This window comes from Streptomyces sp. NPDC014861, from assembly GCF_043081625.1.
GTDB lineage: Bacteria > Actinomycetota > Actinomycetes > Streptomycetales > Streptomycetaceae > Streptomyces.
The window spans coordinates 74061-99671 of sequence record NZ_JBIBWV010000028.1 but is presented as its reverse complement, the minus strand read 5'-3'; the positions used below and the strand labels follow the sequence as shown (position 1 = coordinate 99671).

Here is a 25611-nt window from a genome sequence, read left to right as displayed (position 1 = left end):
CAGCCCGCTGGGCATCAGTGACCGACAACGGCGGAATCTTCGGACCCGGACGACTCATGCCCAACCAACGACAAATCTCCGACTCAGGTCACTAGGTCTCCCCTGCCGGGGCTTGCCGGGCTCACGCCGGCCGGGCCCCGGGTGGGCGGATCAGCTCCATGAGGCGGGCGTGGGTGTCGGGGTCGGCGGCGGCGACGAGGCCGCGCGCGGGGCCCTCCCCGACGGGGGTGCCGTCGATGCCGGTGACGACGCAGCCGGCGGCGCGGCAGAGGGCGATGCCGGCGGCGAAGTGGACGCTTCCGGTGAGGTCGCCGCCGTCGGTGACGTACGCGGCCCGCCTGCCGGCCGCGACCCAGGCGAGCGCGAGCGCCGTGGAGACCACGCGGGGGCGGAAGGCGGCGACGAAGCCGGGGTGGGCGAGGAGGTCGACGGCGCGGAAGCCGGGCGCGCCGGGGAAGGGCGGGTCCAGGTTGACGTCGACGAGGCCGGTGGCGGCGGTGGGGGCGAGGGGGCTGCCGTCGGGGCCCCACGCGCGCGTGCCGTCGGTGCGGAAGACCTCGCCGTCCTCGCCCCCGAAGGGGTCCGCCACGGCCGCCGCCCCGCCGCGCAGGGCCACGTTGACGGCGACGAGCTTGTTCCCGACGGCGTAGTTGAGGGTGCCGCAGAGCGGGTCCACCAGCCATTCGCGGTCCGCTGCCGTCGCGCCCTGCCGGCCGCCCTCCTCGCCGAGGACGGCGTCCTCGGGCCGGGCGGCGCGCAGCACGTCGAGGATGGCGCGCTCGGCCGCGAGGTCGGCGGTGGTGGCGAAGTCGCCCGCGCCTTTGTCGATGCGTTCGAGTTCCCGCCCGTGGAGATCGCGGACGACCTCGGCGCCGGCGCGGGCGGCCGCCGCGGCGACCTCGGTGTCGGAGGCCTTCTGGATGATCATGATGTGAGGGTATGCGGGGGCACCGGGGCGGGGGCCGTGTTCCGGGAACCCCGTCGGTCAGAGCGGGGTGGTCCCGTCGGGGACGAAGGGGGCGCCGTGCCCCGGGACGACGAGGTCCGCGGCGGCGAGCACCCGCAGCCGGGAGGCCCGCAGCAGGGCGCGGTCGGGGGCGACCGGGTCGTCGGCGGGTCCGGCCGCGTGCCACCACAGGTCGCCGGCGAAGGCGACGACGCCCTCGTCCGTGCCGGCGAGGAGGGTGATGTCCTCGGCGCTGTGCCCGGGGGTGCGGATCAGACGCAGGGACGGGGTCAGTTCATGGCCCTCGGCGTCCCGGTTCGTCCACCCGTCGCCGTCGTACTCGACGCCGTGGTCGTGGACCCGGGCCCGGCGGAAGAGGCCGGCGTTGAGGGTGTTGTCGGGGTGGTGGTGGCTGAGCACGACGTCCGTGATGTCGTCGGGGCCGAGGCCGAGCGCGGCGAGCGGGTCCAGGATGGCGCCGACGCCCGGCACCATGCCCGGGTCGAAGATCACGTGCCGGTCGCCGTCCGTGACGTACGAGACGGTGGCGGCGACGCCGGGGCCGGTGGAGCCCACGTAACCGGTGGTCAGGACGGTGAAGCGGGCGCTGCGGCCGCGCGGGGCGTCGTCCTCGGCGACCGGCGGGGCAGTGGTGAGGTCCTGCGTGGTGGCGGTCGGCGTGGTGAGGTCCGGAGTGGTGGTGGCCGCCGTGGTGGCCGTGGTGGTCGTGGTGGTGGCCGGCGTGGTGGTGTCCGGGGTCCGTGTCGTCATGCGTCGATCCTTCCGGCCCCGCGCGGTGGCGACGAGTGGCACGGATGCCACTGATCGCGGGATTCGGGCCACCTCTCCCCCAGGGGTGCGGGGACCCCGTGGCAGACTGCCCGCGTGCCCGCCTTCACGACCGTCGCCGCCTACGCGCCGCCCGGTGTCGGCGTGCTCGCCGTCGGGGTCGTCGCGGAGGTGTTCGGTCCGCACGGCGAGGGGGTGCCGGGCTTCGACCTCGCCCTCTGCTCCGACCGGCCGGGCCCGGTCCGCTCGGACTGCGGGGTGCCGCTCTCGGTCCCGCACGGGCTCGACCGGCTCGCCTCGGCGGATCTGGTGATCGCCCTGCCGGGGGCGGGTTTCCGCACCCCGCCCGGGCCGGAGGTGCTCGACGCCTTCCGGGCCGCCCACGCGCGGGGCGCGCTGGTCGCGGCGCACTGCGTGGGCGCGTTCACCCTCGCCGCCGCCGGGCTGCTCGACGGGCGCCGGGCGACGACGCACTGGCGGTTCGCGGACCTGCTCGCCCGCCGCCACCCGGAGGTCACCGTGGACGCCGGCGCCCTCTACGTGGACGAGGGGCCGATCGCGACCGGCGCGGGCGCGGCGGCGGGCTTCGACCTCTGCCTCCACCTGCTGCGCCGGGAGCACGGCGCGGCCCTCGCCAACGCGGTCGCCCGGGACATGGTGCTGCCCTCGCACCGTGACGGGGGCCAGGCGCAGTACCTGTCCGCGCCCGCTCCCGAGGACGGCCGGGACGCACACCTGGCCGAGGTCCTCGCCTGGGCGCGGGCGAACCTGCACGCGTCCCCGACCGTGACGGAACTGGCCCGCCGGGCCGTGATGAGCCGCCGCACCTTCGCCCGCCGCTTCACCGCGGCCACCGGCACCACCCCGCACGCCTGGCTGCGCGGCCTGCGGCTGAGCGGGGCGGAGGAGCTGCTGGAGACGACGGACCTGTCCGTCGAGGAGATCGCCCGCCGCGTCGGATACGGCAGCGCGGCCGTGCTCAGGGAGCAGTTCGTGCGCCGCCGGGGAGTGCCGCCGCGGACCTACCGGCGGACGTTCACGGCGTCGCCGTGACGGGGGGCGGGAAGAGGAGAAGGGAGCGGGGCGACCGGATTCGAACCGGCGTCCTCCGAGATGCCATCGCGGCGCATTACCTCTGTGCTACGACCCCGCTCCCAGGCCGCCGAGTCTAGGCAGGACCGTTTTTCCGGGTCAAACGCTTTGCGGAGCGGTGGTGATGAGGCTCCGTCAGGGTGGTCTCAGCCGGCGACGAGGACGGCGGAGAGGGCGAGCGCGCCGGGGAGTGCCTGGGCGTAGAGGATGCGGCGGTTGGCGGTGGCCGCGCCGTACAGCCCCGCGACGACCACGCAGGAGAGGAAGAAGACCCGCACCCGGAAACCCGTGGGGTCGTCGGCGACGAGGCCCCAGACGAGCCCGGCGGCGAGGAAGCCGTTGTAGAGGCCCTGGTTGGCGGCCAGGGCGGCGGTCTCGCGGGCGAGCCGGGCGTCGTAGCCGGAGAAGCGGCGGCCGGTCTCCTTCTCCCACAGGAACATCTCCATCACGAGGATGTAGAGGTGCAGGAGCGCGATGAGGGCGACGAGGATGTCGGCGGTCAGCGGCATGCGCCCATTGTGGGTGCGGGGCGGTCCTGGGCGGCGGTACGACGCGGGCGGGCGGTCCGGTGGCGGGGGCGGCGGGGGGACGAGGGCTGCGGGGGGACCGGGGCTGCGGGGGGCGAGGCGGCCGGGGCCGTACGACCGGCGGAGCGCTCGGCACCCCGCCGTACGACCCCCTCGGAGCGCGACGACTCCCGCCGTACGGCCGCCGGGACGCGGCACCCCCCGCCGGGCGGGCCGGCGGGGGGTGTCGGGTGTCGGGTCAGGTCGGCCCGTGGTGGCGGAGGGCGGTCAGCCCTTGCCGCTGAGGTCGATCGTCGCGGTGCGCTCGGCCTTGGTCCTGCCCCGGAGGGCGTCGCGCATGACGAAGGCGACGTCGTCGGCGGAGACCTCGTGCTTCGAGCCGTCGCCCTTGGTGATCATGACGCCCTCGAAGGTGCCTTCGAGGAGGCGGGCGATCGCCTTCTTGTCGTAGACCTCCACCAGGTGTCCGTCGACGGCCTTCATGGAGAGGATCTGCGGCAGCGAGCGGGCCGGGCCGAAGTCGATCTCCTTGCCGCCGGCCCGGATGGTGATCCGGCCGGACATGGCGGGCTGGGCGAACTCCTTCATGGCCCGGTCCAGTTCGGTCTTGGTGACCGTGGGCCTGCGGACGCTGACCGGAAGCTCGACCACGTTGGACCGGCCGGTCTCGACCTGGGCGCGGAAGGCGTCCTTCACGGAGATCATGGCGCGCTGGACGTCGATGCCCTGGCCGGGCTTGCCCTCGACGGCGGTGACCTTGTTCGGGGCGAAGAGGATCGTCGCCTCGGACGCCGACGAGGAGGAGCCCGCGAGGTCCTGGAGGGCGACGGCGAGCTTCTCGTCGTCGACCGGGAAGACCGGCTTGGCGACGCGCTCGCCGCCGAAGAGGGAGCCGATCACCGAGACGGGGTTGTAGTCGCTCCCCGCGGCGCCCCGGACGGTCTCCTGGCTGTCCAGGGCGAGGCCGGCCTTGTCGGGGGCGAGCTGGACCTTCCTGCCGCCGACCGTGAGCTGGAGCGGGGTCGCGGCGCGCTTGCCGAGGCTCGCCTCCAGCTTGTTGACGGCCTCGTCCTTCGTCCCGCCGCCGATGTCGACGCCGAGGACGGTGGTGCCCTTGGGGACGTCGGAGTGGTTGAGGAGGAGTCCGGCGCCGTAGGCGACGCCGGCGAGGCCGACGACCGCGGCGGCGAGGAGGACCAGCTTGGAGCGGCCCTTCTTCGCCGGTGCGGGCTTCGGTGCGGGCTTCGGCGCGGGCTTGGGGGCCGGTGCGGGCGCCTGGGCCCGCTCCTGGCGGGCGGGCCGGGGGCCGGGCGCCGGGCGCCCGTCGGGACCGGGACGACCGCCGGCCGGGGGCACCACGGGGATGCCGCTGGTCAGGGTGTCGCCGGAGACCTGGCCGCCGGGACCGCCCGGACCCGGCCGGCCGGCGCCCTGCGGGGGCGCGGGCTGCTGCGGGGTCAGGATCGCGGTGTCGTCGGACAGGCGCGGCGCGCCGCCGGCTCCCCGGGGACCGGGGCCAGCGGGGCCCGGACCGCCGGGACCGGGGCCACCGGCCATGGGACCGCCGGGGACCGGGCCACCGGCCATCGGGCCGCCGGGAACCGGGCCGCCCGCCATCGGGCCGCCCGCCGGAGCGCCGCCGGCGCCCGGGCGCCGGGGCATCGCGGGGCGCTGGGGCGCGCCGCCGCCGAGGTCGGCGATCCCGCTGGCCGGGCCCGTGGTCGGGCCGGTCGGCTGACCGTCGTAGCGGGGCGTGCCGGCCGCCGGGGTGCCGTCGTACAGCGGGGTCCCGCCGGCCGGGGTGCCCTCGTACGCGCGCGTGCCGCCCGCCGGGGTCCCGTCGTACAGCGGGGTCCCGGCGGCCGGGGTGCCGTCGGGGGACGCCGCGCCGGGGTGGGGGCCGTCGTAGAGGGGGATGCCGGCGGCGGGGGTGCCGTCGTAGCCGGGCAGGGTGCCGGTGTCGTACAGCGGGTTGCTGACGGGGCGGCTGGAGGGCGCGCTGCCGACCGTGGGGACGCCGGCGGTCGCGGAGCCCGCGAAGCCGGTGCCGGGGGTCTGCGGGCCGCCCAGGGCCTTCGGCCCGGACGCGGGTGCGGCGGGGCCCGTCGGCGCGGCGGGGGCGCCGGCGGGGGCCGGGCCCGCGTTCTTGCGGGGCGCGAACCAGTCGCTGGTCTCCTTGGCCTGCGGCGGCTCGGGCGCGGCCGGGGCGGGAGCCGGCTCCGGCTCGGGCTCCGGGGCCGGCGCGGGAGCGGGCCGCTCCGGCTCTGCCGCCGCCGGAACGGCGGCCGCGGCGGCCTCGTCGGCGGAGGCGCCGGTGACGGGCTTGCGGACCACGACGGGCGGGATCGGCCGCGACCCCGGAATGTTGATGCGGATCCGGGTGGTCAGGGTGGTCTCGGTCTTCGGCTCCTCGGGCGGTGCCGAGGGCGCGCCCGAGGTCTCCTCCGGCGCGTCCTGCGCCGGGTGGAGCGACGGATACTGCCGGGACCCGTACGGCTGGGTTCCCGACGGGTAGGCGGCCCCGCCGCGCCCCTGGGCGCCGGAGGACGAACTGTCGGTCTCTCGACCAGTTTCACGACTCAAAGCAGGATCTCCCGGTTGGCTCCGCCGCCCGCTCTTGCTGATGCTCGTACTGTCCCGGGCGGTTCGGCGGCGCGCACCACCATACTGTCCGGCGCCGCCGGTTATCCGCCCGGTGCGAAGTCCGTTCCCTCACACGTGGTCCCGCGCGGGGGTCCGCGGGGTGCTCTACGGGGTGGTCTGCGGCAGCCTGCTGACGGTGGCGCAGAGCACGGCGGCCCCCATCCCCCCGAAGAGGAAGAGCAGCTCGCCGATGCCGCCGCCGAAGAGCCCGTCGCCCTCGGGGCGGCCGAAGCTGAGCACGATGACGGCGAGGAGCCAGCCGCCGCCGGCGGCGGCGAGGCCGACCTGGTTGCCGGTGGCGCGCATGCCGCCGTAGAAGAGGGCGGCGGTGGCGAGCAGGGCGAGGAGCAGGCCGAGAGGGAACCAGGCGGCCTGGACCAGGGCCCCGGCGGCGCCGACGACGCCGCCGAGGACGAGAAGGCCCAGGTAGGCGGCGTACCGGGCGGCGGGAGCGGTCATCGGCCCGCCACCTCCCCGCCGTCGGCGGGGAGGCCCGCGAAGAGGTCGGTCTCGCGCGCTCCGGCGGGGGCGCCGGAGGTGCCGCGGACGAGCTCGTAGTGCTCGGTGGTGAAGAGCGGCTGGCCGAGGTCGTTGGAGAGGGCGAACCAGGGTCCGTCGACGGCGACCTGGGTGGCGTGGGCGGCCATGGCGGCGCTCTTGCGGGCCGCGTAGGAGTCGCCGGCGGCGAGGTCGCCGCCGTCGATCTCGGTGGTGATCCGGTCCTCGTCGACGACGCCGGGGACGTCGTCGAGGACGGCGTCCTTGGGGAAGGCGGAGCCCTCGGCGGCCAGGCGGGCGAAGCCGGCCTCGGCGACGGGGCGGAGCACCCGGTTCCAGTAGATCTTGGCGATCGTGTGGGCCGGGCCGAGGTCGGGGCGGTGGCCGGGGTCGGCGGCGAGGTCGGCGGCGCGCATCGCGACCCGGTGGGCCTGGATGTGGTCGGGGTGGCCGTAGCCGCCGTCGGGGTCGTAGGTGACGAGGACCTGGGGGCGGGTCTCGCGGATGACCTCGACCAGGCAGGTGGCGGCGGTGTCCACGTCGGTGTTCCAGAAGGCGTTCTCGCGCTCGTTCTGGGGGACGCCCATCATGCCGGAGTCGCGGAAGCGTCCCTCGCCGCCGAGGAAGCGGTGGTCGGTGACGCCGAGGGCGGCCATGGCGGCGGCGAGTTCGCCGACGCGGTGGGGGCCGAGGCGGTCCTCGCGGTCCGGGGCCAGGTGGGCCAGCTCGGGCGGGATGACCTCGCCCTCCTCGCCCAGGGTGCAGGTGACCAGGGTGACAAGGGCGCCTTCGGCCGCGTACCGGGCCATGGTGGCGCCGTTGTTGATCGACTCGTCGTCGGGGTGCGCGTGCACGAGGAGCAGACGACGGGTGGGGAGATCGGTCATGGCCCCACCCTACGAGGCGGGGCCGCGGGTGACCGCCCGGGTCAGAACTTGAGACCGGAGATCATGCTCGCCACGTTGGTGGTGAGGGTGGTGATGGAGTCGGAGAGGGAGGAGCTGGCCAGGTAGAAGCCCAGGAGCGCGCAGATCGCCGCGTGTCCGGCTTTGAGCCCGGATTTCCGGATCAGCAGGAAGACGACGATCGCCAGCAGCACCACCACGGAGATCGAGAGTGCCACGGCGGTTCACCTCCACCTTCGGTCGGATATGCGAGCACGGAGTCGAGCGGGACGCGTACGGACGGTGCCGGTGGTCGAGGCGTCGGGCATGTGCCCGGCGCTCGCCCACATGTGCATACCCACGGAGGGGCATCCACCAAGCGCTACGGATCATAACTATCCGTGCCCTCGCATCGATCGGCGTACGGGCGCACAGAGGGGGCGTACAACGCTACTTTCAGCCGTATGACCATGCATCAGCAGTCCTCGTCCGCCCCGTCCGTGGGGCTCTCCTTCCCGCGTCTGCACGCCCGGACCCAGAGGTTCGGTCTCGGGGTGCCGCGCGGGTTCTCGGTCTCCCCGGACGGGGAGCGGGTGGTCTTCGTCCGCTCCGGATCGGGGACCGACCGGACGCACGCGCTGTGGGTGCTCGACCTGCCGGCGGGGGGCGGGGAGCCGGTGGAGCGGGTCGTCGCGGAGCCGTCGGCGCTGCTCGCGGGCGTCGCCGAGGAGTTGTCCGCGCAGGAGCGGGCGCGCCGGGAGCGGAGCCGTGAGGGGTCGGCGGGGATCGTCGGGTACGCGGTGGACGCGACGGTGGAGCTGGCGGCGTTCGCCCTGTCCGGACGCCTGTTCACGGCCGAGCTGCGGGCCGGGACGGCGCGGGAGCTGCCGGTGCCGGGGCCGGTGATCGATCCGCGGCCGTCGCCGGACGGGCGCCGGGTGGCGTATGTGTCGGAGGGTGCGCTGCGGGTGGTCGGAGCGGATGGTTCCGGTGATGTGGAACTGGCCGTTCCGGAGGATGCGCACACCACGTACGGATTGGCCGAATTCATCGCCTCGGAGGAGATGGGCCGGGACCGCGGCTTCTGGTGGTCGCCCGCCTCCGACCGGCTCCTGGTGGCCCGGGCCGACGACCGGGCGGTGCGCCGCTGGTTCATCGCGGACCCGGCGCACCCGGAGCGCGAGCCGCAGCGGGTGGGCTACCCGGCGGCGGGGACGCCCAACGCGGAGGTGCGGCTCTTCCTGTACGGCCTCGACGGCGCGCGCACGGAGGTGGTGTGGGACCGGGAGCGGTTCCCCTACCTCGCGCGCGTGCACTGGTCCGCGGCGGGCGCGCCGCTGCTGCTGGTGCAGGCGCGGGACCAGCGGAGCGGGCGGGTCCTCGCGGTGGACACGGCGGCCGGCACGACGGCGACCGTGCGGGAGGAGGAGGATCCGGCCTGGCTGGAGCTGCTGTCGGGGGTGCCGTGCTGGGCGCCGGACGGGCGGCTCGTCCGGATCGAGGACCACGGGTGGGAAGCGCCTTCGCGGAGGGACGGCGGGCGGGCGGCGGGCGAGGGCGGGGTGCGGGCGCTGGCCCTCGGAGAGGAGCGGCTGACGGACGCCTCGCTGCACGTGCGGGCGGTGCTCGACGTGGGCGCGGACGACGTGCTGGTGTCGGCCTCGGCGGGCGCGGGCGCGGCGGAGCCGGAGACCGGCGAGGCGCATGTGTACCGGGTGTCGGAGCGGGGCGTGGAGCGGGTCTCGGAGGGCGTGGGCTGGCACGGGGCGGTGCGCCGCGGGGCGGTGACCGTGCTGGTGTCGGCGCGGCCGGACGTGCCGGGAGCGGTGGCGCGGGTGCTGCGCGACGGGCGGCCGGTGGCGGTGGTGGGCTCGTACGCGGCCGAACCGCCGCTGCGGGCCCGGCCGGTCCTCACCGAGGCGGGCGAGCGGCGGATCCCGTCCGCGGTGCTGCTGCCGTCCTGGTACGAGGAGGGGCACGGGCCGCTGCCGGTCCTGATGGATCCGTACGGCGGCCCGCACGGCCCTCGGGTGGTGGCCGCGCACAACGCGCACCTGACCTCGCAGTGGTTCGCCGAGCAGGGCTTCGCGGTGGTGGTGGCGGACGGCCGGGGCACCCCGGGGCGTTCGCCGGCCTGGGAGAAGGCGGTGCGGCGGGACTTCACGGTGACGCTGGAGGACCAGGTGGCCGCGGTGCGGGCGCTGGCGGAGCGGTTCCCGCTGGACCTGGGGCGGGTCGCGGTGCGGGGCTGGTCCTTCGGCGGCTATCTGGCGGCGCTCGCGGTGCTGCGCCGGCCCGACGTCTTCCACGCGGCGGTGGTGGGGGCGCCGGTGACCGACTGGCGGCTGTACGACACCCATTACACCGAGCGGTACCTGGGCACCCCGGAGGCGGATCCGGAGGTGTACGCGGCGCAGTCGCTGCTCACCGACGACGGTCTGTCGGCGCCGGAGGAGCCCGCCCGGCCGATGATGGTGGTGCACGGTCTGGCGGACGACAACGTGGTGGTGGCGCACGCGCTGCGGCTGTCGTCGGCGCTGCTGGCGGCGGGCCGGCCGCACGAGGTGCTGCCGCTGTCGGGGGTGACGCACATGACCCCGCAGGAGCGGGTGGCGGAGAACCTGCTGCTGCTCCAGGTCGACTTCCTGAAGCGGTCGCTGGGCGGTTTCCCGGCTCACCAGCCGGGCGGGCGCGGATAGGGCGGTGGCGGGATCGCCGCCGGGTTCCGGGGGCCGGGGGCCGCGTCGGGGACGCCGCGCCCGGCGAGGAGGGCGAGGACGGCGGCCCCGGCGAGCACGCCGTAGCCGGCGGTGGCGAGGCCGGGGACGTCGAGCTCCGGGGCCATGACGTGGTGGACGTCGGGGTGGAGGTGGCGGCGGGCGATCCGGGCGAGTTCGGCGAGGCCGCCGGCGAGGAGGACGCCGGCGGCGAGAAGGCCGGCGGGGCGGGTGTGCCGGGCGCCGGTGAAGGCGGAGACGGCGGCCGTCAGGTACAGCGCGACGAGGACGGCGGAGAGCCAGCCGGGCGGGACGCCGAGGGCGGCGTCGAGGACGGACCGGCCGCCGGTGAAGCGGTCGACGACGAACCGGGGTTCGGCCCGGCCCGCGAGGTGGACCTCCTGGGCGAGCAGCAGGAGGGCGGCGACGGCGAGCAGGAGGCCGGCGGCGACGGCGGGTCCCGGGCGGGGCCGGGTGGGGACGGTCTCGTCGGGGCCGCGGGGCGGCCGGCGGCCGGTGAGGGCGGTGACGAGGAGCCCGGCGGCGAGGGCGAGTTCGGCCAGGGCGGTGACGAGCGGGCCGGTGTTGTGGGTCCAGAGGCCGGGCAGGCGGACGGCGAGGGTGAGGGCGCCGGTGGCGGCGAGCGCGGCGGCGGCGTGCCGGGAGCGGAGCGCCGCGAGGGCGGTGACGGCCGAGGCGAGGCAGAGGACCGGGTCGAGCAGGGTGGTGGCCGACCGGACGCCGGAGGGCCGGAACCGGTCGCCGGCCCAGTACCGGAACAGGTCCTCGGGCGAGCCGAGGACGGCGAGGTCGCGCAGGATCCAGACGAAGGGGACGAGGGCGAGTACGGCGGCGAGCGCGGCCCCGGTGAGACGTGCCGGTCGAGTCACAGTCACGCGGCCGATACTCACGGTCGCGGGCGGCCGGGACAAGCGGTTCCGGCGGATGGCCGGTGCGGAGGTGACGGAGTACGGCCGGCGGGGCCCCGTGAGGAGCCCCGCCGGCCGACGGCACCCGCACGGCCGCGTGTCCGACAGGATCCAGTATTCGGATATCGGATCCAATTCCCGCTGGTTGCAGGGGCGTTACAGGGTCTTCGGACTCCCCGGCTCCTCCGGCGGACCCGGCTCCCCGGGCGGCCCCGACCCCTCCGAGGGCCCCGGCGCCTCCGGCCTCTCCCCCTCGTGCTCCTGCTCCTGTCCCTCCGCCGCCACGGCGGCCTCCGCCGGGGCGGGGCCCTCCTCCAGGGGCTCCACGTGGTCGAGCGAGTCCTCCGGCGGGACGACCGTCTTCTCCTCGGCGAAGTGGCAGGCGGAGTCGTGCTTGGCGGGAGTGTCCGTGAGGCGGAAGACGGCCGGGACGGCGAGCAGCGGCACCTCCAGCTCGCACCGCTCCCGCGCCTTCCAGCAGCGGGTGCGGAAGCGGCAGCCGGAGGGGATGCTCGCCGGGGAGGGGACGTCGCCGGTGAGGATGATCCGCTCGCGGTGGGCGCGGGCCTCCGGGTCGGGCACGGGCACGGCGGAGAGCAGGGCCTGGGTGTAGGGGTGGGTGGGGTGGTCGTAGATCTGGGCGTCGGTGCCGATCTCGACGATCCGGCCGAGGTACATGACACCGACCCGGTCCGAGATGTGCCGCACGATCGAGAGGTCGTGGGCGATGAACACGTAGCTGAGGGAGAACTCGGACTGGAGCCGGTCGAGCAGGTTGACGACCTGTGCCTGGACGGAGACGTCGAGGGCGGAGACCGGCTCGTCGGCGACGATGATCTCGGGCTGGAGCGCGAGGCCGCGGGCGATGCCGATGCGCTGGCGCTGACCGCCGGAGAACTGGTGCGGGTAGCGGTTGATGTACTCGGGGTTGAGGCCGACGACGTCGAGCAGGTCCTGGACCTTGCGGCGCCGGTCGCCCTTCGGCGCGACCTCGGGGTGGATCTCGTACGGCTCGCCGATGATGTCGCCGACCGTCATGCGCGGGTTGAGCGAGGTGTACGGGTCCTGGAAGACCATCTGGATGTTGCGGCGGACCGCCTTGAGGGCGCGCGCCGAGAGCTTGGTGAGGTCCTCGCCCTTGTACCTGATCGTGCCGGAGGTCGGCCGCTCCAGGTTGACCAGCATCTTCGCGACGGTGGACTTGCCGCAGCCGGACTCGCCGACGATGCCGAGGGTCTCGCCGGCGGCGAGGTCGAAGTCGACGCCGTCGACCGCCCTGACCGCGCCGACCTGCTTCTTGAAGAGGATGCCCTGGGTCAGCGGGTAGTGCTTGTGCAGGTCCCGGACCTCGAGAATCGCCTCAGCCATGGAGGCACTCCTTCCAGAAGTGGCAGGCGCTGGTGCGCGGGACGGGCGACTCGGTGACCTCGTACAGCGGGGGCACGTCGGTCCGGCAGACGTCCTGGGCCATCGGGCAGCGCGGGTTGAAGGCGCAGCCGGGCGGGATGGCGAGCAGGTTGGGCGGCAGGCCCTTGATCGCGTAGAGCTCCTGGCCCTTCTGGTCCAGGCGCGGGATCGAGTCGAGCAGGCCGCGGGTGTAGGGGTGGGCGGGTGCCTTGTAGATCTCGTGGACGGGGGCGTGCTCGACGATCCGGCCGGCGTACATGACGGCGATCTTGTCGGCGACGTCGGCGACCACCCCGAGGTCGTGGGTGATGAGGATGAGGCCCATGTTGAGCTCGCGCTGGAGCTCCGCGAGGAGGTCCATGACCTGGGCCTGGACGGTGACGTCGAGGGCGGTGGTCGGTTCGTCGGCGATGATCAGCTCGGGCTCCAGGGCGAGCGCCATGGCGATCATGATGCGCTGGCGCATGCCGCCGGAGAACTGGTGGGGGTACTGGCCGACGCGTTCCTTGGCGGCGGGGATGCGGACCCGGTCCATCAGCTCGACGGCCTTGGCGCGGGCGTCCTTCTTGCTCGCTCCCCGGTGGACGACGAACATCTCGCCGAGCTGCTCGCCGACGCTGATGACGGGGTTGAGGGAGGAGAGGGCGTCCTGGAAGATCATCGCCATCCTGGCGCCGCGGACCTTCCGCCGCTCCTCCTCCTTGAGCTTCAGGAGGTCCTGGCCCTGGAAGAGGATCTCGCCGCCGGTGATCTTCCCGGGCGGCATGTCGAGGATGCCCATGACGGCCTGGGCGGTGACGGACTTGCCCGAGCCGGACTCGCCGAGGACGGCGAGGGTCTCCCCCGCGTCGACCGAGTAGTTCACGCCGTTGACCGCCTTGGCCACCCCGTCCCGGGTGTGGAACTCCACGTGCAGGTCGCGCACTTCGAGCAGCATGGGTGTCCCTACCTCAGCTTCGGGTCGAGGGCGTCGCGGACGGCGTCGCCGAGCATGATGAAGGCGAGCACGGTGATCGCGAGCGCGCCGGAGGGCCAGAGCAGCATGTGCGGGGCGTTGCGGATGTACGGCGAGGCCGAGGAGATGTCGATGCCCCAGGAGACCGTGGGCGGCTTGAGGCCGACGCCGAGGAAGGAGAGCGTCGCCTCCAGGGAGATGTACGTGCCGAGGGCGATGGTGGCGACGACGATGACGGGCGCGACGGCGTTGGGTGTGATGTGCCGGAGCAGCATGCGGGAGTTGGAGGCGCCGAGCGCGCGGGCGGCCTGCACGTAGTCGTTCTGCTTGGCGGTGATCACCGAGCCGCGGGCGATGCGGGAGAGCTGCGGCCAGCCGAGCAGCACCATGAAGCCGATCACGGGCCAGACGGTGTTGTTGCTGACGACGGAGAGCAGGACGAGGCCGCCGAGGATGACCGGGATGGCGAAGAAGATGTCGGTGATCCGGGAGAGGATCCCGTCCCACATCCCGCCGTAGAAGCCGGCGAGGCCGCCGAGGACCGAGCCGAGGAGCGTGACGCCGAGGGTGGCGAGGACGCCGACCTGGATGGAGGCCCTGGCCCCGTAGACGGTCCGGGTGTAGACGTCGCAGCCCTGTCCGTTGAAGCCGAAGGGGTGGCCGGGCTGGGAGCCCTCCTGGGCCTTGGAGAGGTCGCAGTCGAGCGGGTCGCCCGAGGCGATCAGGGACGGCCAGATGGCGATGACCACCAGGAAGAGGATGATCAGTCCGGAGACGATGAAGACCGGGTTGCGCCGCAGGTCGTGCCAGGCGTCGGACCAGAGCGAGCGGGCCTTCTTGTCGGGTCCGCTGCCCTGCGGGCCGCCGGGCGTCTTCTCCAGGCTCTCGCCCTCGGCCATGGCGAGGTCGGTCGCTCCCCCGGCCCCGGTCGCGGCGATCGCGCGGCCCTCTTCCAACGGTTCGAGCGGCTCAGGCATAGCGAATCCTCGGGTCAAGGACGGCGTACAGGAGGTCCACCAACAGGTTGGCCAGCAGGAAGATCAGGACGAGGATCGTCACGAAGCCGACCACGGTCTGGGTGTTCTGCCGGACGATGCCCTGGTAGAGCTGGTAGCCGACGCCGTGGATGTTGAAGATCCGCTCGGTGACGATGGCGCCGCCCATGAGCGCGCCGACGTCGGCGCCGATGAAGGTCACCACCGGGATGAGGCTGTTGCGCAGCAGGTGGCGGCTGATCACCCGGCGGCGCGGGAGGCCCTTGGCGACGGCGGTGCGGACGTAGTCGGCGCGCTTGTTCTCGGCGATCGAGGTGCGGGTGAGCCGGGTGACGTACGCGAGCGAGACGGAGGCCAGGACGAGGCCGGGGACGATCAGTTCGTCGAAGGTGGCGGCGGGCGAGACGGCGGGGTCGATCCAGCCCCACTTGACGCCGAACAGCAGCTGCACGAGCAGGCCGGTGACGAAGGTGGGGACGGAGAGCACGACCAGGGTCAGCAGCAGGACGGTGGTGTCGACGGGCCGGCCGCGCTTGAGGCCGGTGAGCACACCGAGGCTGATGCCGATGACGATCTCGAAGAGGATGGCGACGATCGTCAGGCGGATGGTGACCGGGAAGGCGTTGGCCATCAGCTCGGTGACGGGCTGTCCGTTGAAGGCGGTGCCGAAGTCGCCGGTGAAGACGTTGCCCATGTAGGTCAGGTATTGCTGCCAGACGGGCTTGTCGAGGCCGAACTCCTGCCTCAGCCGGGCGGCGGTCGCCGGGTCGCAGGCGCGGTCGCCGCAGAGTCCGGCGATGGGATCGCCCATCACGTTCACCATCAGGAAGATCAACAGCGTGGCGCCGAAGAAGACCGGGATCATCTGCAGCAGCCGCCGGATCACGTATCGACCCATGCGAGGCTCCGGGGGTTGGCTCCGGGAAGGGGTGGGGGAAGGCGTACGGCCCGGCGCGGGAGGGGTCCGCGGGCCGGGCCGTACGGCGCCGAACTGCTACGGCCTGCGGCCCGTCACTTGACCGTGATCTGGTCGTAGACCGGGACGCTGAAGGGGTTGAGGGTGACGTTCTCGACCCGGTCGGAGTAGCCGGCGCTGCCGTTCTGGTACCAGAGCGGGATCGCGCCCATGTCGTCGCGGAGGACCTCCTCCGCCTGCTGGAAGAGTCCGACGGCCTTCGGGATGTCGGACTCGGCGTTGGCCTGGTCGACGAGCTTGTCGAACTCCTCGCTCGTGTACTTGCCGTCGTTGGACGAGGCGTTGGTGTAGTAGAGCGGCTGGAGGAAGTTCTGGATCAGGGGGTAGTCCATCTGCCAGCCGGCGCGGAAGGGGCCGGTGAGCTTCTGGGTGGTGACCTGGTTGCGGTAGTCGGCGAAGGTGCCGATGGGGTTGCCGACGCAGGCCGTGTTGTTGCCGAGGGCGCGGTTGATGGAGTTGCAGACGGCGTCCACCCACTCCTTGTGGGAGCCGGTGTCGGCGTTGTACGAGATCTTCATCGTGCCGCCCGGGATGCCGCCGCCCTCGGCGACCAGCTTCTTCGCCTCGGCGGCGTCGTACTTGCAGAAGTCGCCGCAGACGTCCTTGAAGCCGCCCTCCTCGCCGAGGACCGGGGAGGTCCAGTCGACGGCGGGCGTGCGGGTCTTCTGGAAGATCGTGTCGGTGATCTGCTGGCGGTCGATGGCCATCGACAGGCCCTGGCGGAGCTTCTCCTGGCCGGGCTTGTTCCACGCGTCGTCGTAGAACGGGAAGGAGAGGGTCTGGATGATGCCGGCCGGGGTGTTGATGTACCGGTCGCCGAGGTCGGCGGAGACGTTCTTGAGCTGGGCGGCCGGGATGTCGTCGACGAGGTCGAGGTTGCCGGCGATCAGGTCGGTGTACGCGGTGTTGTTGTCCGTGTAGACCTTGAGGGTGATGCCGCCGTTCTTGGCCTTGTCGTCACCGGGGTACTCGTCCCAGCGCTTGAGCTCCATCTGGGAGCCCTTGGCGTACGAGTCGATGGTGTACGGGCCGTTGCCGACGGGCTTGGACAGCCAGGCGTCGTGGTCGTCGAAGAATGCCTTCGGGAGCGGCGCGAAGGCGGCGTAGCCGAGGGTGTCGGGGAAGGTCGAGAACTTCTGGGTGAGCTTGATCGTGAAGGTCTGCGGGCCGGTGACCTTGAGGCCGCTCATGGTGTCGGCGGTGGCCTCGCCCTCGTCGGGGTGGACCTTGTCGTACCCCTCGATGTAGCCGAAGAAGTAGGCGTTCTTCTGGTTGTTCTTCAGGCTGGCGCCGTAGTTCCAGGCGTCCACGAAGGACTGGGCGGTGACCTTCTCCCCGTTGGAGAAGGTCCAGCCGTCCTTGACGGTGACGGTGAAGTTGGTCGAGTCGGTCGTCTCGATCGACTCGGCCAGCATGTCCTTGGCCTCGCCGGTCTTCGGGTCGTACTGCTTGAGACCGCGGAAGATCATCGACAGGACCTTGCCGCCCTGGACCTCGTTGGTGTTGGCCGGCTCCAGCGGGTTCTGCGGGTCTCCCCAGGAGGAGCTCACCACACCGTCGGCTCCTCCGCCGCCGCTGTCGTCACCGCCGCCGCAGGCGGTCGCCGCGAGGGCGACGGCGGTGGCCAGTGCGGCCCACTTGGCGTGCGTGGCTCCGCGCATGGAGTGCCTCCCGATTGTCCTAAGCGTGACTTAGGGCCCAATATCACCCGATATTGACGGCAGTGCACTTTCATGGCGTCCGAGCGGGTGCGCGAGCGGTCGCGCGGACGCGGCGGGGGTGGGACGGACGCGGTGGGGGTGCGGACGCGGCGGGGGTGCGGACGGACGCGGAAGGGCCCCTCGCACCCGGCGGGGGTGCGAGGGGCCCTGATCCTTCGGACCGTCACGGTCGGTCAGCCCGCGTGGATCACGTCCCGCTCCTCGGCGAAGTGGCACGCCGACTCGTGGGCCGCGGGGGTGTCCAGGCCGCGGAAGCGCTCCGGGATCGCCAGCAGCGGCTGCTCCGTGGCGCACTTCTCCTCGGCCTTCCAGCACCGGGTGCGGAAGCGGCAGCCCGACGGCGGGTTGGCCGGCGAGGGCACGTCGCCCGTGAGGATGATGCGGTCGCGGTGGGCACGGGCCTGCGGGTCCGGCACCGGCACGGCGGAGAGCAGCGCCTGGGTGTACGGGTGCGTCGGGTGGTCGTAGATCTCCGCGTCCGTACCGATCTCGGCCATCTTGCCGAGGTACATGACGCCGACGCGGTCCGAGATGTGCCGGACGATCGACAGGTCGTGCGCGATGAAGATGTAGGACAGGTTGAACTCGTCCTGGAGCTTCTCCATCAGGTTGATCACCTGCGCCTGGACGGAGACGTCCAGGGCCGAGACGGGCTCGTCGCAGATGATGATCTCCGGGTTGAGCGCGAGGCCGCGGGCGATGCCGATGCGCTGGCGCTGACCGCCGGAGAACTGGTGCGGGTACCGGTTGATGTACTCCGGGTTCAGACCGACGACGTCGAGCAGGTCCTGCACCTTGCGGCGCCGCTCGCCCTTCGGGGCCACCTCGGGGTGGATGTCGAAGGTCTCGCCGATGATGTCGCCGACCGTCATGCGCGGGTTCAGCGAGGTGTACGGGTCCTGGAACACCATCTGGATGTTGCGGCGGACGGCCTTCAGCGCGCGGCCGCTCAGCTTGGTGATGTCCTGGCCCTTGTAGAAGACCTCGCCCGCGGTGGCCCGCTCCAGGTTCATCAGGAGCTTGGCGACCGTGGACTTGCCGCAGCCGGACTCGCCCACGATGCCGAGGGTCTCGCCCTGGTAGAGGTCGAAGGAGACCCCGTCCACGGCCTTGACCGCGCCGACCTGCTTCTTGAAGAGGATGCCCTGCGTCAGCGGGAAGTGCTTCTGCAGGTTGCGCACCTGGAGGATCGGCTCCCCCCGCTGGACGGGAACGTCCAGCGCGGCGGCCACGGCCTCGTCGTTCTTGCTGAGCTCAGCCATGGATCGTCTCCTTCCAGAAGTGGCAGGCGCTCTTCCGGCCCGGGAGATCCGCGCCGTCCTGCTCGGTGACCGGCGCCAGGGCCGGGATCTCCGTACGGCAGAGGTCGGTGGCCTTGGGGCAGCGCGGGTTGAAGGCGCAGCCCGTCGGGACCTTGAGCAGGTTCGGCGGCAGACCCTTGATCGCGTAGAGCTCCTGGCCCTTCTGGTCCAGGCGCGGGATCGAGTCCAGCAGACCCCGGGTGTAGGGGTGCGCCGGACGGCCGTACAGCTCGTGCACGGGCGCCTGCTCGACGATCCGGCCGGCGTACATGACGGCGATCTTGTCCGCGACGTCGGCGACGACGCCGAGGTCGTGGGTGATCAGGATCAGACCCATGTTGTACTCGCGCTGGAGCTCCGCGAGGAGGTCCATGACCTGGGCCTGGACCGTCACGTCGAGGGCCGTGGTCGGCTCGTCGGCGATGATCAGGTCGGGCTCCAGGGCGAGCGCCATGGCGATCATGATGCGCTGGCGCATACCGCCGGAGAACATGTGCGGGTAGTCCCCGACCCGCGCCTTGGCGGCGGGGATCTTGACCTTGTCCATCAGCTCGATGGCCTTGAGCCTGGCGTCCTTCTTGGACAGGCCCTGGTGGACGCGGAACATCTCGCCGAGCTGGTAGCCGACGGAGAGGACCGGGTTCAGCGAGGAGAGCGCGTCCTGGAAGATCATCGCGATCTTCCGGCCGCGGATCTTGCGGCGCTCCTCGTCGGACATCTTCAGCATGTCCTCGCCGCGGAACAGGATCTCGCCCTGCGGGATCCTGCCGGGCGGCATGTCGAGGATGCCCATGATGGCCTGGGCGGTGACGGACTTGCCGGAGCCGGACTCGCCGAGGACGGCGAGGGTCTCGCCGGCGTCGACCGAGTAGTTGACGCCGTTGACCGCCTTGGCCACACCGTCACGGGTGTGGAACTCGACGTGCAGGTTCTTGACTTCGAGCAGCGGTCCGTTGTGGTGCGCGCTCTCGCGCGGCGCCGGGACGGTCGCGGTCTTGTTGATCGTGCTCACGATGTACGCCCTCCTCAGCGCAGCTTGGGGTCGAGGGCGTTGCGCACCGCATCGCCGAACATGAGGAACGAGAGCACCGTGATCGACACCATCACCGACGGGACGATCAGGACGAACGGCGCGTTGCGCAGCTGCTCACGTCCCGTGGAGACGTCGCCGCCCCACGACACCGTCGGCTCGGCCAGGCCCACGCCGAGGAACGACAGGGTGGCTTCGGCCGCGATGTAACCACCGAGGGCGATGGTGGCGACGACGATGATCGGCGCCAGGGCGTTCGGCAGGATGTGCTTCAGCAGGATGCGCGTGGTGGAGGCGCCGAGCGCCTTGGCCGCGACGACGTAGTCCGCCTGCTTGATGGTGATCACCGCGCCGCGGGCGACACGGGCGATCTGGGTCCAGCCGAGGAAGGCGAGGGCCAGGATCACGACCCAGACGGTGCGCTCCTCGAAGGTGGTGAGGACCACGAGCGCGCCGAGCAGGAAGGGGATGCCGAAGAAGATGTCGGTGATCCGGGACAGGATCGTGTCCGCCCAGCCGCCGAAGTAGCCGGCGAGCATGCCGACCAGGGTGCCGAGCAGGGTGACCAGGACCGTGACGCCGATGCCGACGGTGAGCGAGGCGCGGGCACCGTAGACGATGCGGGCGTAGATGGACCGGCCCTGACCGTCGTAGCCGAGCCAGTCGGGGGCGAAGAAGTTGCCCCAGTTCGGCTTCTGCAGGTAGTGGTTGGCCAGGTCCGCGTGGCGCGGGGAGGCGCTCGTGAAGAGTCCGGGCCAGAACGAGATCACCAGCAGCAGCAGGATCAGCGCGGCGGACACCAGGAACATCGGCTGGCGACGCAGGTCGTGCCAGGCGTCGGACCAGAGGGAGCGCGCCTTCGCGGGCGCGGGACCGGACTCCGGACCCGGTGCGACGGTCTCGCCGACGACAGGACCGGGAGCGGTCAGCGTCTTTCCGTCAGTCGTGTCAGGCATACCGAATCCTCGGGTCCAGGACCGCGTAGAGCAGGTCGACGAGCAGGCTGGTGAGGAGGTACACGAGGATGATCAGCGACGCGATGCCGACGACGGTCATGCCCTCACGGCGGAACAGCGCCTCGTAGATGGCGCCACCGACGCCCTTGACGTTGAAGATGCCCTCGGTCACGATCGCGCCGGTCATCAGGGTGCCGATGTCGGTGCCCAGGAAGGTGACGACGGGGATCATGGAGTTGCGCATGAGGTGGACGCCGACGATCCGGCGGCGCGGCAGGCCCTTGGCCACCGCGGTGCGCATGTAGTCGGCGCGCAGGTTCTCCGCCATCGACGTACGGGTCAGCCGGGCCACGTACGCGAGGGACAGCGAGCCGAGCACGATGGCCGGCAGCATCATGTCCGTGATCGCCGGGTCCTCCGGCACGGTGGCCGTGGTGATCTCGAACTGGAAGGCGAAGAGGTACTGCATCAGGAAGCCCAGCACGAAGGAGGGCATGGAGATCAGGACCAGCGTGAGGGTGAGCAGGCCGCGGTCCCGGATGCTGTTCGGGCGCAGACCGGCGACGACACCGAGACCGACGCCCACGAGCACCGTGAAGGTGAACGCGAAGATCGTCAGCTGGATCGTGACCGGGAAGGCGGCGGCGATGATGTCGGCGACGGGTCGGCCGCTGACGATCTCGGTGCCGAAGTCGCCCTGCAGCAGGTTGCCGAGGTAGCTCGCGTACTGGAGCAGCAACGGCTTGTCGAGGCCGAGGTCCGCCCGGATGCTGGCGAGTCTTTCGGGGTCGAACGACTGATCGCCCATGAGCGCTCTGACGGGGTCACCGGGCAGCGCGTACATCATGGAGAAGATCAAAAGGGTGGACCCGATGAAGACCGGGACCATCTGGAGCAGTCGTCGTACGACATAGCGCCCCATGGGTGCCTCCGTGAGGGGTTTACAGCAGCTGCGGGGGCCGCCCGATTCGAGAGGGGGCGGCCCCCGCAGCCTCCCGCCGTCGCCGGTTCAGGCTGTGGCGGGCGATGGCCGAGTAGAGGGGGTGAGCTGTGCGAACCCGATTACTTGGGGGTGACCGCGTTCAGGACGATCTCGCCGTGGAAGTCGACGGTCACGTTGGTGACGGCCTTTCCGTGGCCGGCGTTGGTGCGGTAGTACCAGAGCGGGATGGCCGGCATCTTCTGCGCCAGCTTCTTCTCCACCTCCTGGTACGCCTTCACCGAGTCCTCGATCGAGTTGGCGTTGTCACCCTTGGCCATCAGCTCGTCGATCTCCTTGTCGGAGAAGCGACCGCTGTTGGACTCGGCCTTGGAGTGGTAGAGCTCCTTCAGGAAGTTCACGTTGACCGGGTAGTCGGCGATCCAGCCACCGCGGTACATGCCCTTGACCTGGTTGGCGTCGCGGGCCTCGAGGTCGGTCGGGAAGTCCGGCTTCGGGTCGCCGACGCAGTCGACGCCGGTGGCGTTGCGGATCGACTCGCAGACCGCGGTCACCCACTCCTTGTGGCCGCCGTCGCTGTTGTACTGGATGGTGAACTTGTTGCCCGGGACGCCGCCGCCCTCGGTGATGAGCTGCTTGGCCTTGGCCGGGTTGAACTCGGTGATCTCACCGAGCTCCTGGAAGCCCTTGACCTGCGGCGGGGTGAAGCCCTTCGCCGGGGTACGGGTGTTGTTCAGGACGGTCTTGGTGATCGTGTCACGGTCGATCGCCATGGACAGACCCTGGACGACCTTGGGGTCGATGTCCTTGAAGGTCTTCGAGTACCAGGCCGGGACGAGCGACTGGACGCCGGCGAAGGACACCTCGAGCGCACCCTCGCCGAGGTCCTGCTTGTACTTCGGCAGGTCGGTCGGGCCGACGGTCTTGACGATGTCGAGGTTGCCGGACAGGAGGTCCTTGTAGGCCGCCTCGACCGTCGTGTAGCTCTTGAACTGGAGGCCCTTGTTCAGGGCACGGTTCGGGCCCTTGTAGTCGTCGAAGGCCTTCATCTGGATGAGCTTCTTGCGGTCCCACTTCTCGAACTGGTAGGGACCGTTGCCGACCGGCTTCAGGCCGAAGGCCTTCGGGTCGTCGTAGAAGACCTTGGGAAGCGGGGCGAACGTGGTGTAGCCCAGCTTGTAGTTGAAGTACGGGACCTTGGTCTTCAGCTCGATGGTGAAGGTGCTGTCATCGAGGACCTTGAGGCCCGACATGGCCTCGGCCTTCGGGTCGCCCTTCTCGGGGTTCAGGTCGTCGTAGCCCTTGATGTCCGAGAACCAGTAGGCGTTCTTCTGCTTGTTCTTGGCGTTGGCGTACCAGTTCCAGGCGTCGACGTACGACTTGGCCGTGACGGCCTCGCCGTTGTGGAACTTCCAGCCGTCCTTCAGCTTGACGGTCCACAGCTTCGAGTCCTTGGTCTCCACGGACTCGGCGTTGGTGAGGACGATCTCGCCCTTGTCGTCGAACGACAGCAGCTGCGTGAAGAGCGCACGAATCGCGTAGCCACCGTTGGACTCGTTCGTGTCGGCCGGGATGAGCGGGTTCTGCGGCTCGCCGACGTCGATGGAGACGTAGCCCTCGGGCTTGCCCGCGGCCTTGCTGTCCTTCTTGGTCCCGCCGTCGCTCCCGCCACAGGCGGTCGCAGCCAGGGCGACGATGATCGCGCCCGTTACCCACTTGGCGCTCTTGGCACCGCGCATGGGTTTCCTCCTCATGAGTCCACTTGTCACTACGAGAAGGGCACTTCGAGACCTGCCGACACCCCTGACGGCGCTGATCCCCCGGTACCCCGAGTGTGCTCGTGAGTCGGCACTCCCCACAGTGCGTGACCCATTGACCCGAGCTCAATGCAGCCAACTATTAAGTACGTCCGGGCCGTAAACCACACTTAAGTGGTCTCGTTTTGACAACATCACCAAGGCCCCGGATACCGAAATCCGGACAAACTGAGCACAGACAGACACCCCCGAAACGGACCGTTAACACACGTACCGGAGAGCGATGACCGGAATCCGGACACATGGTCGAGGCAATGCGTTTGACGAAAAGGGCCTGGCCACTCGCACATGATGCGAGTGGCCAGGCCCTTGGTGTGAGATGCGGCTCAGCCGTTTTTCAGCCGTCGCTCAGCCGCTTTCCGGCCTTCGCCGGCGGCGCGTCAGCTGTTCTTGGCGCGCGAGGCGGAGCGGCTGCGCTCCTTCTGGTCCAGGACGACCTTGCGGATGCGGACGGCCTCCGGGGTCACCTCGACGCACTCGTCGTCGCGGCAGAACTCCAGGGACTGCTCCAGGGAGAGCTTGCGCGGCGGGACGATCGCCTCGAACGAGTCGGCCGAGGAGGACCGCATGTTCGTGAGCTTCTTCTCCTTGGTGATGTTCACGTCCATGTCGTCGGAGCGGGAGTTCTCGCCGACGATCATGCCCTCGTACACCTCGGTGCCGGGGTCGGTGAACAGGACGCCGCGCTCCTGGAGGTTGGTCATCGCGAACGCGGTGACCGCGCCGGCGCGGTCGGCGACCAGGGAGCCGTTGTTACGGGTCTGGAGCTGGCCGAACCACGGCTCGTGGCCCTCGTGGATGGAGTGGGCGATGCCGGTGCCGCGGGTGTTGGTGAGGAACTCCGTACGGAAGCCGATGAGGCCGCGGGACGGGACGACGAACTCCATGCGGACCCAGCCGGAGCCGTGGTTCGACATGTTGTCCATCCGGCCCTTGCGGACGCCCATGAGCTGGGTGACGGCGCCCATGTGCTCCTCGGGCACGTCGACCGTGAGGCGCTCGACGGGCTCGTGGATCTTGCCGTCGACCTCCTTGGTGACGACCTGGGGCTTGCCGATGGTGAGCTCGAAGCCCTCGCGGCGCATCTGCTCGACCAGGATGGCGAGCGCGAGCTCACCGCGGCCCTGGACCTCCCAGGCGTCCGGGCGCTCGGTGTCGAGGACGCGGAGCGAGACGTTGCCGATGAGCTCGCGGTCGAGGCGGTCCTTCACCTGGCGGGCGGTGACCTTGCGGTCCTTGACCGCGGACTTGGCCTCCGCGCCCTTGCCGGTGCCGCCGCGGCCGACGAGCGGCGAGGTGTTGGTGCCGATGGTCATGGAGATGGCCGGCTGGTCGACCGTGATCAGCGGAAGCGCGATCGGGTTCTCCGGGTCGGCCAGGGTCTCGCCGATCATGATGTCGGGGATACCGGCGACGGCGCAGATGTCGCCGGGGCCGGCGACCTCGGCGGGCTTGCGGGTGAGCGCCTCGGTCATCATCAGCTCGGTGATGCGGACGTTGGAGACGGAGCCGTCCCGCTTGATCCACGCGACCGTCTGGCCCTTGCGCAGCTCGCCCTGCTCGACGCGGAGCAGCGCGATGCGGCCGAGGAAGTTGTCGGCGTCCAGGTTGGTGACGTGGGCCTGGAGCGGGGCCTCCTCGTCGTACACCGGGGCCGGGACGTGCTCCAGGATCGTGGAGAAGAACGGCTCCAGGTTCTCGGAGTCCTGCGGGACCGTGCCGTCCTCCGGCTTGGTCAGCGAGGCGATGCCGTCGCGGCCGCAGGCGTAGACGATCGGGAACTCGATCTGGTCCTCGTCGGCGTCCAGGTCGAGGAAGAGGTCGTAGGTCTCGTTGACGACCTCGTCGATCCGGGAGTCCGGGCGGTCCGTCTTGTTGATGCAGAGGATGACGGGCTTGCGCTGCTGGAGGGCCTTGCGCAGCACGAAGCGGGTCTGCGGGAGCGGGCCCTCGGAGGCGTCCACCAGGAGGACGACCGCGTCCACCATCGACAGACCGCGCTCGACCTCGCCGCCGAAGTCGGCGTGGCCGGGGGTGTCGATGATGTTGATCGTGATCGGGGCCCCGCCGTCCTTGGGGTGGTACTTCACCGCCGTGTTCTTGGCGAGGATCGTGATGCCCTTCTCACGTTCCAGGTCGTTCGAGTCCATCATGCGGTCGTCGAGCTGCTGGTGGGCGGCGAAGGCACCGGCCTGCTTGAGCATGGCGTCGACGATGGTCGTCTTGCCGTGGTCGACGTGGGCGACGATGGCGACGTTACGGATGTCGTGGCGCGTGGGCATGGGTGGCTTGCGCTTCTCTCGGATCGTGGGAATCGGCGTCAGTTCCTCTTACGCCCGCCGGGCGGACGCGCCACGGCTATGTCCTATGGTACGGGGCTGCCGTGCAGGGGGCTTCCCCGGATCGATCCGAGAGGGTCTACTGGGACGTTTCAGGGTGGGTCACAGGGTGTGGGGAAGGTCATGCGGTCCGGGTCAAGGGGCCGACG

Annotated in this window: 21 protein-coding genes and 1 tRNA gene; 2 read left to right on the top strand and 20 right to left on the bottom strand. The window is 71.5% G+C overall.

Annotation, left to right across the window (positions count from 1 at the left end; translation table 11 throughout):
* Positions 1–121 precede the first annotated feature (121 nt).
* Together ACF1BN_RS33775 and ACF1BN_RS33770 are read right to left on the bottom strand one after the other, a co-directional pair.
* Positions 122–928 (bottom strand): inositol monophosphatase family protein, encoded by an 807-nt coding sequence (locus ACF1BN_RS33775; protein WP_392335402.1) that lies wholly within the window; start codon positions 926–928, stop codon positions 122–124.
* A 57-nt stretch (positions 929–985) separates the two neighbouring features.
* On the bottom strand, positions 986–1717 hold the full coding sequence (locus ACF1BN_RS33770; protein WP_392335401.1) for an MBL fold metallo-hydrolase: 732 nt from the start codon (positions 1715–1717) through the stop codon (positions 986–988).
* Between the two features lie 114 nt (positions 1718–1831).
* On the opposite strand from ACF1BN_RS33770, the gene ACF1BN_RS33765 reads away from it, so the two are divergent.
* Positions 1832–2788, top strand: coding sequence for a GlxA family transcriptional regulator (locus ACF1BN_RS33765; RefSeq protein WP_392335400.1), 957 nt, complete (start codon positions 1832–1834; stop codon positions 2786–2788).
* Between the two features lie 24 nt (positions 2789–2812).
* Here ACF1BN_RS33765 and ACF1BN_RS33760 read toward each other — a convergent pair.
* The 6 genes from ACF1BN_RS33760 to ACF1BN_RS33735 all read right to left on the bottom strand — a co-directional run bounded on the left by ACF1BN_RS33760 (position 2813) and on the right by ACF1BN_RS33735 (position 7618).
* Positions 2813–2887: transfer RNA gene (locus ACF1BN_RS33760), tRNA-Ala, on the bottom strand.
* An 86-nt stretch (positions 2888–2973) separates the two neighbouring features.
* Entirely contained in the window at positions 2974–3336 is a 363-nt protein-coding gene (locus ACF1BN_RS33755) for a DUF1304 domain-containing protein (RefSeq protein ID WP_392335399.1), read from the bottom strand.
* A 285-nt stretch (positions 3337–3621) separates the two neighbouring features.
* Positions 3622–5937 (bottom strand): hypothetical protein, encoded by a 2316-nt coding sequence (locus ACF1BN_RS33750; RefSeq protein ID WP_392335398.1) that lies wholly within the window; start codon positions 5935–5937, stop codon positions 3622–3624.
* A gap of 165 nt (positions 5938–6102) precedes the next feature.
* Complete coding sequence (locus tag ACF1BN_RS33745) at positions 6103–6456, bottom strand: DUF6113 family protein (RefSeq protein ID WP_392335397.1); 354 nt, start codon at positions 6454–6456, stop codon at positions 6103–6105.
* The gene (gene mshB / locus ACF1BN_RS33740) at positions 6453–7382 is read right to left on the bottom strand and encodes an N-acetyl-1-D-myo-inositol-2-amino-2-deoxy-alpha-D-glucopyranoside deacetylase (RefSeq protein ID WP_392335396.1); all 930 of its coding nucleotides are present in this window, start codon (positions 7380–7382) and stop codon (positions 6453–6455) included. Before mshB ends, ACF1BN_RS33745 begins: the two co-directional genes overlap by 4 nt.
* 41 nt (positions 7383–7423) lie before the next feature.
* Positions 7424–7618, bottom strand: a complete 195-nt coding sequence (locus ACF1BN_RS33735; RefSeq protein WP_360314411.1) for a hypothetical protein — start codon at positions 7616–7618, stop codon at positions 7424–7426.
* Between the two features lie 225 nt (positions 7619–7843).
* Here ACF1BN_RS33735 and ACF1BN_RS33730 point away from each other — a divergent pair, with 225 nt between their 5' ends.
* Positions 7844–10078: an alpha/beta fold hydrolase gene (locus tag ACF1BN_RS33730; RefSeq protein WP_392335395.1), complete on the top strand. Its 2235-nt coding sequence runs from the start codon at positions 7844–7846 to the stop codon at positions 10076–10078.
* Here the strand turns inward: ACF1BN_RS33730 and ACF1BN_RS33725 are convergent.
* The 12 genes from ACF1BN_RS33725 to typA all read right to left on the bottom strand — a co-directional run bounded on the left by ACF1BN_RS33725 (position 10054) and on the right by typA (position 25405).
* The gene (locus tag ACF1BN_RS33725; RefSeq protein WP_392335394.1) at positions 10054–10992 is read right to left on the bottom strand and encodes a hypothetical protein; all 939 of its coding nucleotides are present in this window, start codon (positions 10990–10992) and stop codon (positions 10054–10056) included. The two genes, ACF1BN_RS33730 and ACF1BN_RS33725, sit on opposite strands and share 25 nt — an antisense overlap.
* Positions 10993–11181: 189 nt before the next feature.
* Entirely contained in the window at positions 11182–12393 is a 1212-nt protein-coding gene (locus ACF1BN_RS33720; RefSeq protein WP_392335393.1) for an ABC transporter ATP-binding protein, read from the bottom strand.
* Positions 12386–13369, bottom strand: coding sequence for an ABC transporter ATP-binding protein (locus tag ACF1BN_RS33715; RefSeq protein WP_376604822.1), 984 nt, complete (start codon positions 13367–13369; stop codon positions 12386–12388). The genes ACF1BN_RS33720 and ACF1BN_RS33715 overlap by 8 nt, the downstream gene beginning before the upstream one ends.
* Before the next feature lie 8 nt (positions 13370–13377).
* Positions 13378–14364, bottom strand: coding sequence for an ABC transporter permease (locus ACF1BN_RS33710; protein ID WP_392335392.1), 987 nt, complete (start codon positions 14362–14364; stop codon positions 13378–13380).
* A complete protein-coding gene (locus tag ACF1BN_RS33705) occupies positions 14357–15280 on the bottom strand; it encodes an ABC transporter permease (protein ID WP_392335391.1) in 924 nt (307 codons plus the stop codon). Before ACF1BN_RS33705 ends, ACF1BN_RS33710 begins: the two co-directional genes overlap by 8 nt.
* 113 nt (positions 15281–15393) lie before the next feature.
* Positions 15394–17019 (bottom strand): ABC transporter substrate-binding protein, encoded by a 1626-nt coding sequence (locus ACF1BN_RS33700; protein ID WP_392335390.1) that lies wholly within the window; start codon positions 17017–17019, stop codon positions 15394–15396.
* A 233-nt stretch (positions 17020–17252) separates the two neighbouring features.
* Positions 17253–18341 carry an ABC transporter ATP-binding protein gene (locus tag ACF1BN_RS33695; RefSeq protein WP_392335389.1) on the bottom strand — a complete coding sequence of 363 codons (1089 nt, stop codon included), beginning with the start codon at positions 18339–18341 and terminating at the stop codon, positions 17253–17255.
* On the bottom strand, positions 18334–19392 hold the full coding sequence (locus ACF1BN_RS33690) for an ABC transporter ATP-binding protein (protein ID WP_389169794.1): 1059 nt from the start codon (positions 19390–19392) through the stop codon (positions 18334–18336). Before ACF1BN_RS33690 ends, ACF1BN_RS33695 begins: the two co-directional genes overlap by 8 nt.
* 14 nt (positions 19393–19406) lie before the next feature.
* The gene (locus ACF1BN_RS33685) at positions 19407–20366 is read right to left on the bottom strand and encodes an ABC transporter permease (protein ID WP_392335388.1); all 960 of its coding nucleotides are present in this window, start codon (positions 20364–20366) and stop codon (positions 19407–19409) included.
* Positions 20359–21288, bottom strand: coding sequence for an ABC transporter permease (locus ACF1BN_RS33680; protein WP_376603870.1), 930 nt, complete (start codon positions 21286–21288; stop codon positions 20359–20361). Before ACF1BN_RS33680 ends, ACF1BN_RS33685 begins: the two co-directional genes overlap by 8 nt.
* 140 nt (positions 21289–21428) lie before the next feature.
* On the bottom strand, positions 21429–23045 hold the full coding sequence (locus tag ACF1BN_RS33675; RefSeq protein WP_392335387.1) for an ABC transporter substrate-binding protein: 1617 nt from the start codon (positions 23043–23045) through the stop codon (positions 21429–21431).
* Between the two features lie 458 nt (positions 23046–23503).
* Positions 23504–25405, bottom strand: coding sequence for a translational GTPase TypA (typA, locus tag ACF1BN_RS33670; RefSeq protein WP_392335386.1), 1902 nt, complete (start codon positions 25403–25405; stop codon positions 23504–23506).
* Positions 25406–25611: the final 206 nt, after the last annotated feature.

Excerpts from the sequence above, each read along its gene's own strand:
- ACF1BN_RS33775 (WP_392335402.1), bottom strand. The coding sequence starts at position 928 with ATGATCATCCAGAAGGCCTCCGACACCGAGGTCGCCGCGGCGGCCGCC.
- ACF1BN_RS33770 (WP_392335401.1), bottom strand. The coding sequence starts at position 1,717 with ATGACGACACGGACCCCGGACACCACCACGCCGGCCACCACCACGACC.
- ACF1BN_RS33755 (WP_392335399.1), bottom strand. The coding sequence starts at position 3,336 with ATGCCGCTGACCGCCGACATCCTCGTCGCCCTCATCGCGCTCCTGCAC.
- ACF1BN_RS33745 (WP_392335397.1), bottom strand. The coding sequence starts at position 6,456 with ATGACCGCTCCCGCCGCCCGGTACGCCGCCTACCTGGGCCTTCTCGTC.
- mshB (WP_392335396.1), bottom strand. The coding sequence starts at position 7,382 with ATGACCGATCTCCCCACCCGTCGTCTGCTCCTCGTGCACGCGCACCCC.
- ACF1BN_RS33730 (WP_392335395.1), top strand. The coding sequence starts at position 7,844 with ATGACCATGCATCAGCAGTCCTCGTCCGCCCCGTCCGTGGGGCTCTCC.
- ACF1BN_RS33720 (WP_392335393.1), bottom strand. The coding sequence starts at position 12,393 with ATGGCTGAGGCGATTCTCGAGGTCCGGGACCTGCACAAGCACTACCCG.
- ACF1BN_RS33715 (WP_376604822.1), bottom strand. The coding sequence starts at position 13,369 with ATGCTGCTCGAAGTGCGCGACCTGCACGTGGAGTTCCACACCCGGGAC.
- ACF1BN_RS33710 (WP_392335392.1), bottom strand. The coding sequence starts at position 14,364 with ATGCCTGAGCCGCTCGAACCGTTGGAAGAGGGCCGCGCGATCGCCGCG.
- ACF1BN_RS33705 (WP_392335391.1), bottom strand. The coding sequence starts at position 15,280 with ATGGGTCGATACGTGATCCGGCGGCTGCTGCAGATGATCCCGGTCTTC.
- ACF1BN_RS33700 (WP_392335390.1), bottom strand. The coding sequence starts at position 17,019 with ATGCGCGGAGCCACGCACGCCAAGTGGGCCGCACTGGCCACCGCCGTC.
- ACF1BN_RS33695 (WP_392335389.1), bottom strand. The coding sequence starts at position 18,341 with ATGGCTGAGCTCAGCAAGAACGACGAGGCCGTGGCCGCCGCGCTGGAC.
- ACF1BN_RS33685 (WP_392335388.1), bottom strand. The coding sequence starts at position 20,366 with ATGCCTGACACGACTGACGGAAAGACGCTGACCGCTCCCGGTCCTGTC.
- ACF1BN_RS33680 (WP_376603870.1), bottom strand. The coding sequence starts at position 21,288 with ATGGGGCGCTATGTCGTACGACGACTGCTCCAGATGGTCCCGGTCTTC.
- ACF1BN_RS33675 (WP_392335387.1), bottom strand. The coding sequence starts at position 23,045 with ATGCGCGGTGCCAAGAGCGCCAAGTGGGTAACGGGCGCGATCATCGTC.
- typA (WP_392335386.1), bottom strand. The coding sequence starts at position 25,405 with ATGCCCACGCGCCACGACATCCGTAACGTCGCCATCGTCGCCCACGTC.